Origin of the sequence: Natronococcus amylolyticus DSM 10524 (genome assembly GCF_000337675.1) — an archaeon.
In the GTDB taxonomy this organism is placed as follows: Archaea; Halobacteriota; Halobacteria; order Halobacteriales; family Natrialbaceae; genus Natronococcus; species Natronococcus amylolyticus.
In genome coordinates, this window is the sequence record NZ_AOIB01000021.1 from 99,487 (window position 1) to 113,657 (window position 14,171).

Here is a 14,171-nt window from a genome sequence, read left to right on the forward strand (position 1 = left end):
TCAGGGCAGGTCGACGTCCACGTCCGCCTGCAGACTCACGGCCCTGACGGTGTTGTACAGCAACATCGCGCGGGTCATCGGGCCGACGCCACCGGGAACGGGCGTTATCGCGCTCGCGTGTTCCCTCGCGCTCTCGAACTCGACGTCGCCGACGAGCTCGTACCCCTTCTCGGTGTCCGCATCTACTCGGTTGACGCCGACGTCGATCACGACTGTACCCTCGCCGATCATCGAGCCGTCGATCAGCTCGGGAGCACCCGCGGCCGCGACGACGATATCGGCTCGACGGGTTTTCTCCGCGAGGTTATCGGTCCGGGAGTGACAGACCGTCACCGTAGCGTTGCCGTCGTCGGCCTTCTGGATCAGCAGGTTCGCCAGCGGTTTGCCGACGATGTCCGATCGGCCGACGATGGTCACGTCGGCGCCCTCGAGGTCGACCCCCGCGTGGGCGAGCAGCTTCTGGACGCCGTGGGGGGTACACGGCCGAAATCGGGCGTCGCCCGCGACGAGTCGACCGACGTTCTCCGGGTGGAAACCGTCGACGTCCTTCGCGGGGTCGACTCGACGGATCACCTCGCGGTAGTCGACGTGGTCGGGAACCGGCGCCTGGACGATGTAGCCGTGGATCTCGGGGTCGTCGTTGAGATCGGCGATCGCGTCGTACAGCGCCTCGGCTGGAGCGTCGCCGTCGACGTCGACGTGCGTACTCTCGATGCCGACCTCCTCGCAGTCGCGCTGTTTCATGTTCACGTAGGTCTGGCTCGCGGGATCGTCGCCCATCAACACCGTCGCCAGTCCCGGCCGTGCGTCCGCGTCGGCCAGTCGTTCGATCGCGTCCGTCAGGTCGTCGCGGATCTCGCTCGCGACGGCCTTCCCGTCGATGATCTCGGTCATACTCGAGAGGGCGGCCGCGAGGCTAATCAACGCTCGGATCCATGGCATCGTTCCGTCACGGAGAAGCTCGATACCTACGATCGTGGACAGCTCGAGGATCAGCGACTCTCGGCTCGAGCCGTCTCGCCCATCGTCGCCATCCGAACGTCGTGCTCGTAGGCGTCCCGGATCCCGTTGGTGACGTACGCGAACGCGAGTCCGTCCTCGGGATCCGCCCAGGAGATGCTGCTGCCGAGTCCGGCGTGGCCGTAGGTGGCTGCGGGATCGGGGACGCCGTGACGGTCCGGGACGGTGCCGCCGAGCTGGAACCCCAGCCCGTACCGCTGTGCGGTGCCGACGCCGCCCTCGGGTCCGACCTCGGCCTGGGGCGCGGCCGCCTCGTCGACCGTTTCCGTCTCGAGCAGCCGGGTTCCCTCGAGTTCGCCCCCGTTGACGTAGCAGGCGTAGAAGCGGGCCAGGTCGCCCGCAGTTCCGACCCCGGTTGCGCCGGGAACGACGCTTCGCTGGACGTCCTCCCGGTTGAACTCCGCGGCGGCTTCCTCGGTGGTGTAGCCGACGATCGGCTCCGGTTCGCCGACGCGGTCGAACGGCTCGAATCCGACGAGCGTCGCGACGTCGTCGGGCTCGTCCTCGGGGAGTCCGATGTGGGTTCGGTCCATCCCCAGCGGCTCGAACACCTCCTCGCGCGCGAACCGGTCGATTCGCCGACCGTCGATTCGCCGGACGAGCCCGGCGATGATCCACCCGAAGCTGAAGACGTGGTACTGGGCCGTCTCGCCGGGCTCGAAGGCGAGGTCGGCCTCCTCGACCGCACAGTCGATCTCACGCGGATCATCCCACAGCTCCGGCGTCTCGTCGACGTCGACCGCCGGGATTCCGGCCTGGTGGCTCAGGACGTGTCGGATCGTCGTCTCGGCTTTCGGCGACCCCGACTCGGCGTACTCGGGCCAGTAATCGACCACGCGGTCGTCGAAGCCGATCTCCCCGTGGTCGGCAAGCACGTGGAGACACGCCGCGGCGTACGGTTTCGTACACGAGAACAGCAGAAACCGGGAGTCGTCGGTTACCTCGTCGCCATCAGGCCCGTCGACGCCGTCCGCGAGATCGGCGACGAGCTCGCCATCCTCCCACACCGAGAGCTGCGCACCGTGGTGCAGTCCCAGCTCGAGGTGGTACTCGAAGGTCCGACCGATCCGTTCGACACCGTCGGGAACGATCGCCGGTTCGTCGCTTCCCGCTCCGGGCTCGTCACCGCGAGCCAGCGACCCTCGTGTCGCTCCGCCCTTTCCGGTGAGGCCGGCGATTCCTGCGGTTCCCACGGCCGAGAGCACTGTTCGACGACCGACAGCCGTTCGATCGAATGGCATGTGTTCCCGACCGTCACGCTCGTCTATAAGTTATCTGCATGCAACGACTCGTCGCGTCGCTCGAGGCCCACTTGGGTGGCGGCTACGAGACCAATTAATACTCGTATTCGTTCTATGACCACCACCTTTGAATCTAATAAGCCCATTTGTAGGCAGTTTCTCGTGAAATCGACCGATTTCGCGACCGGTAACCGGACAGTCGAAGGGTAGTCACCGATCCGTCATCGACCAATATCTCCCATCGAAGTTGACGGGGGACTCTCATAGCAGAGCCAACCAGTATTCGTTACCAGCACGTGCTCTGTACAGTATCAGGCTAACTCGGTTTCACCCTTCCGATCCCCACTAGTGATCGGCGTATAAACAACAATGTTAATGTTTGACTGCCTGGTATTGTCTTGCATACTTCGATGTCTGGGGACGAGTTCAAGCTGATCAACGAGCGGGTCGGCCCGATCGCCGCAGTAGCGTTGCTCATCGGGACGGCGGTGGGAATGAGCATCTTCATCGTACCGACACAGATGGCGGCCGTCGCGGGGCCGAGCATCGTCGTCGCAATCCTGCTATCGGTGATTCCGATGGTACTGGGGATCCTCCTGTTGTTGCAACTCGGCGGGGCGATCCCGGTCGCCGGCGGTACGTACGTTTACGCTTCGCGGCTGGTCGGTCCGTACTGGGGATTCCTGGGAGTCGCGGTTCCGGTGATGGCGGTCTGGGCGTATCTGCTGTTCGCCGCGCTCGGATTCGCCGAGTACGTCCCCGTGTTCGTCGAGCTCCCGACGGTGGTCTCGGTCTACTTGCTGTTGGGTGTCTTCCTGACGTTCAACTACGTCGGCGTGCGACTGGCCGCGAACGTCCAGATCCTTCTGGTCTGTTTCCTGATGGCGGCGATGCTGACGTTCATCGCCGGCGGACTCACCTCCTTCGAGGCGTCGAACGTCACGCCGCTGTTCCCGGCGGGCGAGGGCGAACCGTTCGCCGACGGCTACGCGCCCTTCTTCCTGGCCGCCGTGACGCTGTACATCCCCTTCCAGGGCTTCGCCATGATCATCGAGATCGGCGAGGAACTCGAGAATCCGGCGAAGAACATCCCGCGTGTGCTAGCTGCCGGGATGGCGCTCGTCGCCGTCCTGACGATCGGAACCGTCGTGGCGCTCGTCGGTGCGGTTCCGTGGGAGTCGATCGTCGGTGAGGATGGACAGGCCGTCGAGGGCGGTCTCGCGGCCGTTGCAGATGGCGTCATGCCTGACTGGGCGATCGCGTTTGTCGCGCTCGGCGCGCTCGTCGCCGCGGCGACGACGACCAATACGCTGTACACCTCCTACTCGCGAACGATCATGCGTGCGGCCCGTGACGACGTCGTCCCCGGCTTCTTCGCGGGAATCCACGATCGGTACAATACCCCACATCGCGCGCTCCTGTTGCTCAGTCTCCCGCCGCTGCTCGCTACGCCGCTAATGGGGCCCCTAGACGGGATCCTCACAGTCGACGTCCTCGACTGGCTCGTCACCGTGACGGTCACCGGCATCTTCATCAGCTTCATGATCAGCGCCGTCGCGCTGTGGAACCTGCCGAAGACGTTCCCCCAGCGCTACCAGTACTCGTTCTACAAGCTCCCGCTGTGGCTGCTGAAGGTCGTCGCCGTCGGCAACGTCGCCGTCTCGGGTGCGTTCATGATCTTCGTCGCCCTCGGTGCTCCGTCGGCGCTCGTACTACAGGCCGTCTGGATCGGACTGGTATCGCTGTTGTACGTCTATCGTGTGCGAACCTACGGCGAGGAAGGCGAAGACCTCCGCGAGAGGATGACCCTGCTCCACAAACACGAGGCCATCGACGAAAACAGCGGTGGCAACGACGACTAGGACGCCACCGCGCGCCACAGGAGACCGTGCCGGGTGCACATTTGGACACGAGTCACCGGTGGAAACAAACGCGAAAAGCCGAACACAACCGGTCCGAATCGGCCCGACTACTCATACAGCGGGTTCTCCGTACACAGCGTCTCGACGTCCTCACGGACCTCGGCGATGACGTCCTCGTCATCGGGGGCGTCGACGACGCGAGCGATCAGGTCGGCGACCTCGCGGCAGTCGTCCTCGTCGAACCCTCGGGTCGTCAGTCCGGCCGTGCCGGCGCGGATCCCCGAGGGGTCGAACGGCGAGCGGGTCTCGCCGGGAACCGTATTCCCGTTGAGGACGATGCCGGCGTCCTCGAGGGCCTCCTCGGCGTCGCCGCCGGAGGTGTCGGGATGGCTCTCACGGAGGTCGACCAGCACGAGGTGGTTGTCGGTTCCGCCCGAGACCAGCGAGAAGCCGTGCTCCGAGAGTCCCTCGCCGAGGGCCTTCGCGTTGGCGACGGTCTGAGAGGCGTACTCTTCGAACTCCGACTCGAGGGCCTCCTTGAAGCCGACAGCCTTGCCGGCGACGTTGTGCATCAGTGGGCCGCCCTGGCCGCCGGGGAAGACGGCGGCGTCGATGTCGTCGGCGTACTCCTCGTCGCACATCACGATACCACCCCGACCCGAGCGAATCGTCTTGTGCGTACTGCCGGTGACGAAGTCGGCGACGCCGACCGGCGACTCGTGGACCCCAGCGGCGACGAGTCCGGTGATGTGGGCGATGTCCGCGAGGTGGTAGGCGCCGACGTCGTCGGCGGCCTCTTGGATGCGCTCCCACTCGACCTCCCGGGGGTACGCCGAGTACCCCGAGACGATGACGTCGGGTTCGAACTCGGCGGCGTGCTCGGCAAGCCCCTCGTAGTCGAGGTAGCCGGTTTCGGGGTCGACCTCGTACTGCTCGACGTCGTAGAGCTGACCGACGAAGTTCGCGGGGTGGCCGTGGCTCAGGTGGCCGCCGTGGTTCAGATCGAGCGAGAGGATCTTATCACCGGGCTCGAGCATCGCAAAGTAGACGGCCTGGTTGGCCTGGGTGCCCGAATGGGGCTGGACGTTGACGTGCTCGGCGCCGAACAGCTCCGTGGCGCGGTCGATCGCCAGCTCCTCGACCTCGTCGGCGTACTCGCAGCCGCCGTAGTAGCGCTCGCCGGGGTAGCCCTCGGCGTACTTGTTCGTCAGGGCGCTTCCCTGGGCGTCGATGACGGCGCGACTGACGTGGTTTTCGCTGGCGATCATCTGGAGCGACTCCCGCTGTCGATCGACCTCTCCCTCGAGTGCGTCGGCGACGGCGGGGTCGACGTCCCGGACGTGCTCGTGATCCATATCTGGTGTGCGGTTCGGTGGGCGCATAAGTGTACCCGTCTACGGCAAGTCGAGCCAGTAGCTCTCGTCCGGCGAAACGTTCCGGATCGGAGGACACGTCCGATACACCTAACTAATCGGGCGGGTATTGAGCATACCGAATGATCGAGTGGGCGACGGCCGGGGAAACGCTCCACGTGATGGACACGGATAACGCCGAACTCACCGTCGTCGGGAGCGACCTCTCCGTCGTTGGCTCCGGCCAGGAGATACCGCGCCCGGTCGACGAGACGATCACCGTCACGACCGAAGAGCTTCGGTTCCCGAACGCCGTCGTCTACGCGTTCGCGCTCGGCTCGAGCGCGCGGTACGAGCTCGATCCGGGCGGCAAACCCCTCTCCCTGCCGCCTGACGAGTACGTGATCGACGTGGACACGGAGATCAAGAGCTACCTCCGCTTTTCCGGGCGCGCGACGATCCGGAAGACCGACGACTTCGAGTCGATCGTGGTCTCCTTTCCGGAGCCGATTCGTGTCATCGTCGGCCTTCGAAGTCGCCACGAGCGTCCCGCCGGAACGATTACCGTCCCCGACTCCCCGTCCGAAATCGCGACGGCTATCTCCCATCTCGCCTCCTCGTACAAGACAACCAGCCCCGACCGCACGTATCCGACGCTGCGCGGTCATCCACCGCTGATCGAGTTCGGCGACGAACTGGAGATCCCCGAGGGGATCCGATCCGAGCACCGAGAGAGCGGCATCGAGTTCGTCGTCCCGCCCAACTACGAGGCGCTGTACGCTACCGCGTCGCTCGCGTACTACCTCCAGGCGACGGTGCGAACGACAAACAGCGACGACATCGTCGGAACGCGCCCGCGGCTTCGCGTTCCCGACCAGGGCGTCGAACGAGAGCTGGCACCCATGCCGGGTCTCGAACGAGACGTCGAACGGCTCCTCCGGAAGACGTTCTTTCTGGACTGTCTGGCCCGCAACGTCGGCCCGTACGGGACCCAACTCGCCGAGTCCAGTCTGCTCGACGTCCTCGAACTCGACGCCGAGCGGCTCTACGAGGCGCCACCCTCGACGCGGCTCGCGACCTACCTCGACGTTCCCTACGAGGCGGTCGAGCACCGCCTTCCGGAGTGGCACCTCGCGACGTACGTCGCTCCCGAGTACGAAACCGTCGAGACGCTGCCGTTCCTGCTCGACCGAATGAGCCTGCTGTACACGCCCCGAACCTCCGAACTCGAGGGCCAGGAGCTGATCGAACGCTCGCTGACCGACTTCTATCGCGGCGGAAACGGCTCGCCGGGGGGAGCCCACTCCGGACAGGTCGCGTCGGTCGACATCGTCAAACCCGATCTCCGGGACGCACGGGTTCACGGCTGGCTCGCCGACGGCGTCCCGATCGACGTTTTCAAATCGACGGCGGCTGCCTACCACAACCGACTGGAGTACCTCGAGCGCTCGAGCGAGTCGACCTCGATCTGTGTCGTCCTGAACGATCCCGAGATGGCCGGGGAACACGACGACGTCGCCGAGATATACCGGCGACGTTCGAACGAGGTCCGGATCGACATCACCGTCGAGGAGGGGCTGACGAGGGCCGAACTCGCGACAGTGTTCGAGAGCGAGTACGACTTCGTCCACTACATCGGTCACTGCGAAACCGACGGCCTCCGCTGTACCGACGGGACGCTCTCGGCATCGAGCCTCGAGCAGTGTTCCGCACAGACGTTCTTCCTCAACGCCTGTGGCTCCTACTACGAGGGCATGGAGCTGATCGAGAAGGGGAGCGTCGCGGGCGCGGTCACGTTCCGGAAGGTGTTGAACGACCACGCCATCAAGGTCGGATCGACGTTCGCCAAGCTACTCGTTCGCGGGTTCAGTATCGAGCGCGCGCTTCGACTCGCCCGCCGCCGGATCATGATGGGCAAGGACTACGCCGTCGTCGGCGACGGAACCCACTCGCTCACCCAGAGCGACAGCCGGCTCCCGACGACGATTACCCTCGAGGAACTCGAGAGCGACCGGTATCTGGCGACGTTCGACTGCTACTCGACGCGTGCGACGGGATCGTACTACGTGCCACACACGACCGGCAGCGAGTACGCCTACCTCTGTGGCAACGAATCCAGTTTCACGTTGGATCGATCGGAACTTTTGTCACTGCTCAAGGATACGGAGTCGTCGGTCATCTACGACGGCGATATCTACTGGTCCGGAGAACTGTGGTCGCGGTTAGTCTGAACCGCTACGGGCCGCTGTACGTGCTGACGCCGCTCGCTCGGAGGAGCGAGCGGTCGTCGCCGCTAGTTCGTACTCGTCGTTCGACACCCATCCGCACCGCCTCGATCAGGTTACCAAATGCACCCATGCAACCCTACAATAACAGAAGGTGAACATAAGTTTTGTCGTAATTTCAAATATAAATATAGATGCAGCGAGCTACAATACTAATTTACTGTCACTAAATGTGGGCAGAAATAGGTGGTCGGACGAGCCCCGGACGGCCTGATTCGACGGTGGTCTCGCGATCCCCCTGTCTCGCCACAGCGGAAACCGTCGGTTCTGCCGGGAAAAACGGCCACCAAAATTAAGTAACTGTACCTCGTTTACTTCTGTATTGGCATGACCTCGAATTTACTCAATCACCAGATTGACGATATCCTCGAATCGGTACTCGAAGACGCGAGCGGCGACGTGTACATGGTAAACCCCTCCCGGGATGCCATCGAACAGTTCGTCTCCGTGGCAACCGCCTTCGAGGGCGACCTCCCGTCGGTGCACATGCTCGCCGACGAACGGACACTCAAAGACGTCATGGACGACTTCATCGTCGCCTCGAACGCAGCCGACCTCGTCAGCCAGGGCGCGCTCTCGCTGCGCTCGCTCGAGGAGGCTCCCGAGAACTCCCTGCTCGTCACCGAGGACAGCGTCGTCGCCATCGTTCACGCCAACGACCGCGTCGGCGGACTCGTCACCGACGACGAGAGCTTCGTCGAGGACACCCACGACGCCTACGCGACCCGCTGGGAGGACGCCTCGCAGTTCAACCTCCGGACGCCGCCGATCTCGGACGTCCAGAACACGCTCTCCGAGGAGATCAGCCCCGACGCACAGGAGGACTTCAGCGCGATCCTCGACTCGCTCGAGACCGCCCGCGGTGACGGCGACGGACTCGACGAGGTCACGATCTCGCTGCTCGTCGCCGCGAAAAACGAGGCCCTGCTGTACGACATCAGCAAGTGGGGCGAGGACGTCGGCATCGCCAGCAAGGCGACGTTCAGCCGAACGAAGACCAAGCTCGAGGACATGGGCCTGATCGACACCGAGAAGGTTCCCATCGACGTCGGCCGTCCGCGCCTGCGCCTGAAGATCGGCGACGAGCGACTCACCGAGGCCGACAACGGTCAGCTCGCAACTGTGGCGCAGTCGATTCTCAACTAACAACCTTTTACTCTGCGGTCTTACGCGCTGGCGGCATCAGAGCCGCCGCCAGCGCGCTGTCCCTCGGTAAAAGGTTGATCAAAAGCACTCCTCCTTTCTCTCCGTTCGTTTCACTCACTCCGAGTCAGTCGTCGGCCCGCTCGCTCACCCTTCGGGTTCGCTCGCGGTGAGTACCGTGAGTCTGCCTGCCCTTCCCCGGGTCGCGCACTCGCCGAACTTCGGCGAGCGCGCTCCCGGCCGTAATCCGTTGCTCGAGGGTGGACCGGGCGAGCACGTGACGCAAACCCCAAGTCGCGGCCGCGAGAGCATTCGAGTATGTACGAGGCCGTCCGCGCCCATCCCGAGGGACAGAGCACGGTCGCCAGGCTCGCGAAACGGGCGGCCGACTACGGCTACGAGGGCGTGGTCGTGCGCAACCACTCCGGAACTCGAGCCGACTACGATGCCGACGCGATCGCCGACGAGTACGGGATCGACGTCGTCGACGGCGTCGAGATCCGGGCCAACGACCCTGAGCAGGCGAGCGGCTCCGTCGGCAACTTCCGTCCCTCACATACGATCCTCGCGCTCGAGGGCGGGACCGACGCCCTGAACCGGTTCGCCGTCGAGCAGGCGAAGATCGACGTGCTGGCTGGCCCGATGGCCGGCGACGGCGACGTCAACCACGTGCTGGTGAAGGCAGCCGTCGAGAACGGCGTCCGCATCGAGTTCGACCTCTCGGGCGTCCTCCGAGCGAGCGGCGGTCGTCGGGTGCGGGCAATCCAGTCACTGCGGAAGCTCGAGGAGATCGTCGACTACTACGACGCACCCTACGTGGTCAGCGCAGACCCGGCGTCGCACCTCGAGCTTCGCGCGCCCCGCGAACTGCAGGCGTTAGGCGAGGAGATCGGCCTCTCGGGGGCGTTCGTCGAGGACGGCCTCGCCGAGTGGGGGCGACTGGCCGAGCGCAATCGTCACGTCCACTCCGAGTCGTTCATTGAGCCGGGGGTCGAACGGGGCAGATATGAAGAAGAGTCCTGAGGAACACGCCGCCCGCTTCGACAAGAAAGCCAGCGAGTACGACGAGTCGAAATCCGACGAGTACCGCGCCTGCGCGAACCTGGTGATCGAACACGCCGCCCCCGACGCCGAGGACGTCGTCCTCGATCTGGGAACCGGAACGGGCGCCATCGCGCTCGCGCTCGCGCCCGACGCCGAGCGGGTCGTCGGTCGGGACATCAGCGAGGGGATGATGGACGAGGCACGGGCGAAAGCCCAGGATGAGGGTCTCGAGAACGTGGAACTCGACCGCGGCACGTTCCGCGAACCCGAGTACGACGGCCCCGTCGACATCGTCACGTCGAACTTCGCGATGCACCACCTCTCGGACGAGGAGAAACGGGAGGCGATCGACGTGATCGCCGGCCTCGAGCCCCGAACGTTCGTCCTCGGCGACGTGATGTTCTTCGGGGAGCCCGACCCCGAGGCGCCGTTTTATTCGCCCGACGTCGACGACCCGGCGACGGTCGGTACGCTCGCGGACGCGTTCACGAGCGCAGGCTTCTCGCTGACGGCCGTCGAGCGGGTCCACGACCAGGTCGGCGTGCTGGTCGCCGAGCGGAGTCCGGTCGCCGAGGCCGAGGCTCCCGACGAATGAAACACCTCCCGAAACACCTCCAGCCCCGGTGGCGCTACCTCGCCCTCGAGCTCGAGGGCTGGCCTGGCGCCGAGATCGGCCGGCGGGCGTTCCAGCGGGAGTGTTGGTACGCGGGCCAGAACCTGCTCGGCGATCCGGGCAGCGCCGCGGCCGATTTGACGGTCGTTCGTTTCGAGTTCGAAGACGGAACCGGTTCCGCGATCGTTCGGGTCCGCCGCGGCGAGACCGAACCTGCCAGGGCGGCGATCGCCTGTATCGACGAGATCGACGGCGCTGCGGTCGGGATTCGGGTCTGCGGTATCAGTGGCACGATCCGTGCCGGTGAAGAAAACTATTTAGGACGCCGCCGGCAAGAATCGAAGGAGAGAAACGTCGTGTTCCGGAACGAGGAGCGAGTCGCCGTCGTGCGCGACGGGTCTGCAGACGTGCGACTCGATGACGCGTTCGTGGGCGCGACAGACCTCGATTGCAGTTTCGCGTGATACTATGCAGGGACAACAACAACAGCAGGCGTACGACCGCGGCATCACGATCTTCTCGCCCGACGGCCGACTGTACCAGGTCGAGTACGCTCGCGAGGCGGTCAAGCGAGGCACAGCAAGCATCGGCGTGCGAACCAGCGATGGCGTCGTGCTCGCCGTCGACAAGCGAGTCCCCTCCCCGCTGCTGGAGGACTCGAGCGTCGAGAAGATTCACAAGGCCGACGACCACGTCGGCATCGCGAGCGCCGGCCACGTGGCCGACGCCCGCCAGCTGATCGACTTCGCCCGTCGGCAGGCGCAGGTCAACCACCTCCGCTACGGCGAACCGATCGGCGTCGAGACGCTGACGAAGGAGGTCACCGACCACATCCAGCAGTACACCCAGGTCGGTGGGGCGCGGCCGTTCGGCGTCGCCCTGATCGTCGGCGGTATCGACAACGGCGAGCCGCGACTGTTCGAGACCGATCCCTCGGGGACGCCCTACGAGTGGAAGGCCCTGGCGGTCGGCTCGGACCGCGGCGAACTCCAGGAGTACTTAGAGGAGAACTACGACGACGAGGCCGACCTCGACGGCGGCATCGCCCTCGCGCTCGACGCGCTCGCGTCGGTCAACGACGGCTCCTTGCTGCCGAGCGAGGTCGGACTCGCCACGATCGACGTCGAGAGCGAGTCCTTCGAGCAGTTCGACCACGACAAGATCGAGACCCACCTCGAGGAGAACGACCTGCTCGACGACGGCGAGGACGAGGACACCGACGAGTAATCGCCGAAACGCCGGCAGGAAAAGCTCTTTTACCCGGCCGGAGGTATGCTCGGGTATGATATCGCTCGACGAGGCGGTGACGGCGCGACTCGAGTCACACGGGGCGCGTTTCGAAGTGCTTGTCGACCCGGACGCAGCGCTGGCGATCAAACGCGGCGATTTCGAGGACGATCTCGAGGACGTCATCGCCGCCGAGGACGTCTTCGAGAACGCCTCCCGCGGGGACCGCCCCGCCGAGGACGACCTCGAGAAGGTGTTCGACACGACCGATCCGATGGAGATCATCCCCGAGGTCATCAGGGAGGGGGAGATCCAGATCACGGCCGACCAGCGCCGCGAGATGCAGGAGCGAAAGCGCAAACAGCTGATCGACACGATCACGCGCAACGCGGTCAACCCGCAGATGGACAACGCGCCCCACCCTCCCGAACGGATCGACAACGCCCTCGAGGAGGCCGGCTTCACCGTCGACCCGATGGAACCCGCCCAGCAGCAGGTCGACGACGCGCTCGACGATCTGCGGCCCGTGATCCCGATCCGGTTCGAGGAGGTGACGATGGCCGTCCAGATCCCCGCCGAGCACGCCGGCAGCGCACAGTCGAAGATCCGCGAGTTCGGCGACCTCGAGCGCGAGGAGTGGCAGGCCGACGGCTCCTGGATCGGCGTGCTAACGTTCCCCGCGGGGCTACAGAACGAGTTCTACGACACCGTCAACGAACACTCGAGCGGCGAGGCCGAGACGGAACTTATCAAGGACAAGGACGACCTCAACACGCGGTAGGCCGCGTCCTCGTTCCTTCCTCGGAGGCCGGCTCCGTCGACGGTTCTCGGTCGTGCACTGGATTCAAGACGATCCGCCGCGTACGCAGGGGTATGCTCCGCGACCGTTCAACGGAGGTGTTCGACCGCCATCAGTAGCGTCTCCGGACGCGCGCGTCGTCGCTCGAGCGACGGCCCCGGGACGACTGCGGCCGACCGCATCGACGACGAGCGTCCCGCCTCGAGCGACCACTCCCCGACCTACACACGAGTATCCGCATGAACGCGATCATCGCCAAACGAGTCGACTCCGGCACGCCAGACACGACCGAGATCCGCGAACTCGCAGCGGCGGCCGGCTACACCGTCGTCGGCGAAGTGACCCAGTCTCGAACCGCCGACGCGGCGCTTCAGCTCGGCGAGGGAAAAGCCGAGGAGCTCGCCGACGTCGCCGACCGATCCGAGGCGACGACGGTGATCTTCGACAACCGGCTCGGCCCCTACCAGACGTACAACCTCGGGCAGCTGCTTCCCGAGGGCGTCGAAGTCATCGACCGGTTCACCCTGATCCTCGAGATCTTCGGCCAGCGCGCCCAGACCCGGAAGGCCCAGCTCCAGGTCGAACTCGCCGAACTCCGCTACGAACTCCCGCGAGCCGAGGCCAAGACGAGCCTCGCCAAGCGCGAGGAACACCCCGGGTTCATGGGGCTCGGCGAGTACGACGAGAGCCGCGAGCGGGACATCAAGGCCCAGATCAGCCGCATCAAGGACGAGCTCGAGCAGATCGAGCAGACCGAGGAGCACCGCCGCGAGCGCCGACGCGACTCCGGGTTCGATCTGGTCGCGCTCGCCGGCTACACCAACGCCGGGAAGTCGACACTGCTGCGCCGACTCGCGACCGACCTCGAGGTCGAGGAGAACGAGGATCTCCACCCGGATCTGGACGCGACCGCCGAGTCCCAGGACCGGCTGTTCACGACGCTGGGAACGACGACCCGGAAGGCCGACATCGAACCGCGGGACGTGCTGGTCACCGACACCGTCGGCTTCATCAGCGACCTCCCTCACTGGCTGGTCGAGTCGTTCAAGTCGACGCTGGACTCGGTCTACCGGGCGGACCTGGTCTTGCTCGTCGTCGACGTCAGCGAGGACGTCGACGAAATCCACGAGAAGCTTGTGACCAGCCACGACACCCTCTACGAGCGCAACGAGGCGCCGATCGTCACGGTGTTGAACAAGATCGATCAGGTGAGCGAGGAGGAACTCGCCGAGAAGCGCGAGGCGCTGGCCGCGCTCGCGCCGAACCCGGTCACCGTCAGCGCGAAGGAGGGTGTGAACGTCGACGGCCTGCTCGAGCGCATCGACCGGGAGCTTCCCGACTGGGAGGAAGAACGGCTCGTCCTGCCGATGACCGACGACACGATGAGCGTGGTCTCCTGGCTCCACGACAACGCCCACGTCGAGGACGTCACCTACGGCGACGAGGACGTCCTCGTGGCCTTCGAGGCCCGGCCCGCGGTCATCTCGCAGGCCCGTTCTCGAGCGAGTGACTTGCAGACGGCCGCGGCGGAGTCGGCGTAACTCGCTTTCCGAGCCCGTTACGCCGGGAAAACACTTATTCTCGC

13 protein-coding genes are annotated in these 14,171 nt (G+C 65.3%); 9 read left to right on the forward strand and 4 right to left on the reverse strand.

Features of this window, described 5'->3' with window-relative positions:
• Positions 1–894, reverse strand: a complete 894-nt coding sequence (locus C491_RS09390; RefSeq protein ID WP_005555574.1) for a bifunctional methylenetetrahydrofolate dehydrogenase/methenyltetrahydrofolate cyclohydrolase — start codon at positions 892–894, stop codon at positions 1–3.
• Between the two features lie 98 nt (positions 895–992).
• The gene (locus C491_RS09395) at positions 993–2,261 is read right to left on the reverse strand and encodes a serine hydrolase domain-containing protein (RefSeq protein ID WP_083909299.1); all 1,269 of its coding nucleotides are present in this window, start codon (positions 2,259–2,261) and stop codon (positions 993–995) included.
• 410 nt (positions 2,262–2,671) lie between these two features.
• Here C491_RS09395 and C491_RS09400 point away from each other — a divergent pair, with 410 nt between their 5' ends.
• A complete protein-coding gene (locus C491_RS09400) occupies positions 2,672–4,123 on the forward strand; it encodes an APC family permease (RefSeq protein ID WP_005555576.1) in 1,452 nt (483 codons plus the stop codon).
• A 107-nt stretch (positions 4,124–4,230) separates the two neighbouring features.
• On the opposite strand, the gene glyA is transcribed toward C491_RS09400, so the two are convergent.
• Positions 4,231–5,478, reverse strand: a complete 1,248-nt coding sequence (glyA, locus tag C491_RS09405; RefSeq protein WP_005555577.1) for a serine hydroxymethyltransferase — start codon at positions 5,476–5,478, stop codon at positions 4,231–4,233.
• 140 nt (positions 5,479–5,618) lie between these two features.
• Here glyA and C491_RS09410 point away from each other — a divergent pair, with 140 nt between their 5' ends.
• Positions 5,619–7,706: a hypothetical protein gene (locus C491_RS09410; protein ID WP_005555579.1), complete on the forward strand. Its 2,088-nt coding sequence runs from the start codon at positions 5,619–5,621 to the stop codon at positions 7,704–7,706.
• A 4-nt stretch (positions 7,707–7,710) separates the two neighbouring features.
• Here C491_RS09410 and C491_RS23975 read toward each other — a convergent pair whose 3' ends face one another.
• Positions 7,711–7,833, reverse strand: a complete 123-nt coding sequence (locus C491_RS23975) for a hypothetical protein (protein WP_275040008.1) — start codon at positions 7,831–7,833, stop codon at positions 7,711–7,713.
• A gap of 254 nt (positions 7,834–8,087) precedes the next feature.
• Here C491_RS23975 and tbsP point away from each other — a divergent pair, with 254 nt between their 5' ends.
• From tbsP to hflX, 7 genes are all read left to right on the forward strand, one after another.
• Positions 8,088–8,906 (forward strand): transcriptional regulator TbsP, encoded by an 819-nt coding sequence (tbsP, locus tag C491_RS09415; RefSeq protein WP_005555580.1) that lies wholly within the window; start codon positions 8,088–8,090, stop codon positions 8,904–8,906.
• Between the two features lie 315 nt (positions 8,907–9,221).
• Complete coding sequence (locus C491_RS09420; protein WP_005555582.1) at positions 9,222–9,926, forward strand: RNase P subunit p30 family protein; 705 nt, start codon at positions 9,222–9,224, stop codon at positions 9,924–9,926.
• The gene (locus C491_RS09425; RefSeq protein ID WP_005555584.1) at positions 9,910–10,542 is read left to right on the forward strand and encodes a class I SAM-dependent methyltransferase; all 633 of its coding nucleotides are present in this window, start codon (positions 9,910–9,912) and stop codon (positions 10,540–10,542) included. Before C491_RS09420 ends, C491_RS09425 begins: the two co-directional genes overlap by 17 nt.
• The gene (locus C491_RS09430; protein ID WP_005555587.1) at positions 10,539–11,024 is read left to right on the forward strand and encodes an Rpp14/Pop5 family protein; all 486 of its coding nucleotides are present in this window, start codon (positions 10,539–10,541) and stop codon (positions 11,022–11,024) included. The genes C491_RS09425 and C491_RS09430 overlap by 4 nt, the downstream gene beginning before the upstream one ends.
• Before the next feature lie 4 nt (positions 11,025–11,028).
• The gene (psmA, locus tag C491_RS09435; protein ID WP_005555589.1) at positions 11,029–11,787 is read left to right on the forward strand and encodes an archaeal proteasome endopeptidase complex subunit alpha; all 759 of its coding nucleotides are present in this window, start codon (positions 11,029–11,031) and stop codon (positions 11,785–11,787) included.
• A 55-nt stretch (positions 11,788–11,842) separates the two neighbouring features.
• Positions 11,843–12,568 (forward strand): ribosome assembly factor SBDS, encoded by a 726-nt coding sequence (locus C491_RS09440; RefSeq protein ID WP_005555591.1) that lies wholly within the window; start codon positions 11,843–11,845, stop codon positions 12,566–12,568.
• A gap of 257 nt (positions 12,569–12,825) precedes the next feature.
• Positions 12,826–14,127: a GTPase HflX gene (gene hflX, locus C491_RS09445; protein WP_005555593.1), complete on the forward strand. Its 1,302-nt coding sequence runs from the start codon at positions 12,826–12,828 to the stop codon at positions 14,125–14,127.
• Positions 14,128–14,171: the final 44 nt, after the last annotated feature.

Coding starts and splice junctions, on each gene's coding strand:
- C491_RS09390 (WP_005555574.1), bottom strand. CDS start 894: ATGACCGAGATCATCGACGGGAAGGCCGTCGCGAGCGAGATCCGCGAC.
- C491_RS09395 (WP_083909299.1), bottom strand. CDS start 2,261: ATGCCATTCGATCGAACGGCTGTCGGTCGTCGAACAGTGCTCTCGGCC.
- C491_RS09400 (WP_005555576.1), top strand. CDS start 2,672: ATGTCTGGGGACGAGTTCAAGCTGATCAACGAGCGGGTCGGCCCGATC.
- glyA (WP_005555577.1), bottom strand. CDS start 5,478: ATGGATCACGAGCACGTCCGGGACGTCGACCCCGCCGTCGCCGACGCA.
- C491_RS09410 (WP_005555579.1), top strand. CDS start 5,619: ATGATCGAGTGGGCGACGGCCGGGGAAACGCTCCACGTGATGGACACG.
- C491_RS23975 (WP_275040008.1), bottom strand. CDS start 7,833: ATGGGTGCATTTGGTAACCTGATCGAGGCGGTGCGGATGGGTGTCGAA.
- tbsP (WP_005555580.1), top strand. CDS start 8,088: ATGACCTCGAATTTACTCAATCACCAGATTGACGATATCCTCGAATCG.
- C491_RS09420 (WP_005555582.1), top strand. CDS start 9,222: ATGTACGAGGCCGTCCGCGCCCATCCCGAGGGACAGAGCACGGTCGCC.
- C491_RS09425 (WP_005555584.1), top strand. CDS start 9,910: ATGAAGAAGAGTCCTGAGGAACACGCCGCCCGCTTCGACAAGAAAGCC.
- C491_RS09430 (WP_005555587.1), top strand. CDS start 10,539: ATGAAACACCTCCCGAAACACCTCCAGCCCCGGTGGCGCTACCTCGCC.
- psmA (WP_005555589.1), top strand. CDS start 11,029: ATGCAGGGACAACAACAACAGCAGGCGTACGACCGCGGCATCACGATC.
- C491_RS09440 (WP_005555591.1), top strand. CDS start 11,843: ATGATATCGCTCGACGAGGCGGTGACGGCGCGACTCGAGTCACACGGG.
- hflX (WP_005555593.1), top strand. CDS start 12,826: ATGAACGCGATCATCGCCAAACGAGTCGACTCCGGCACGCCAGACACG.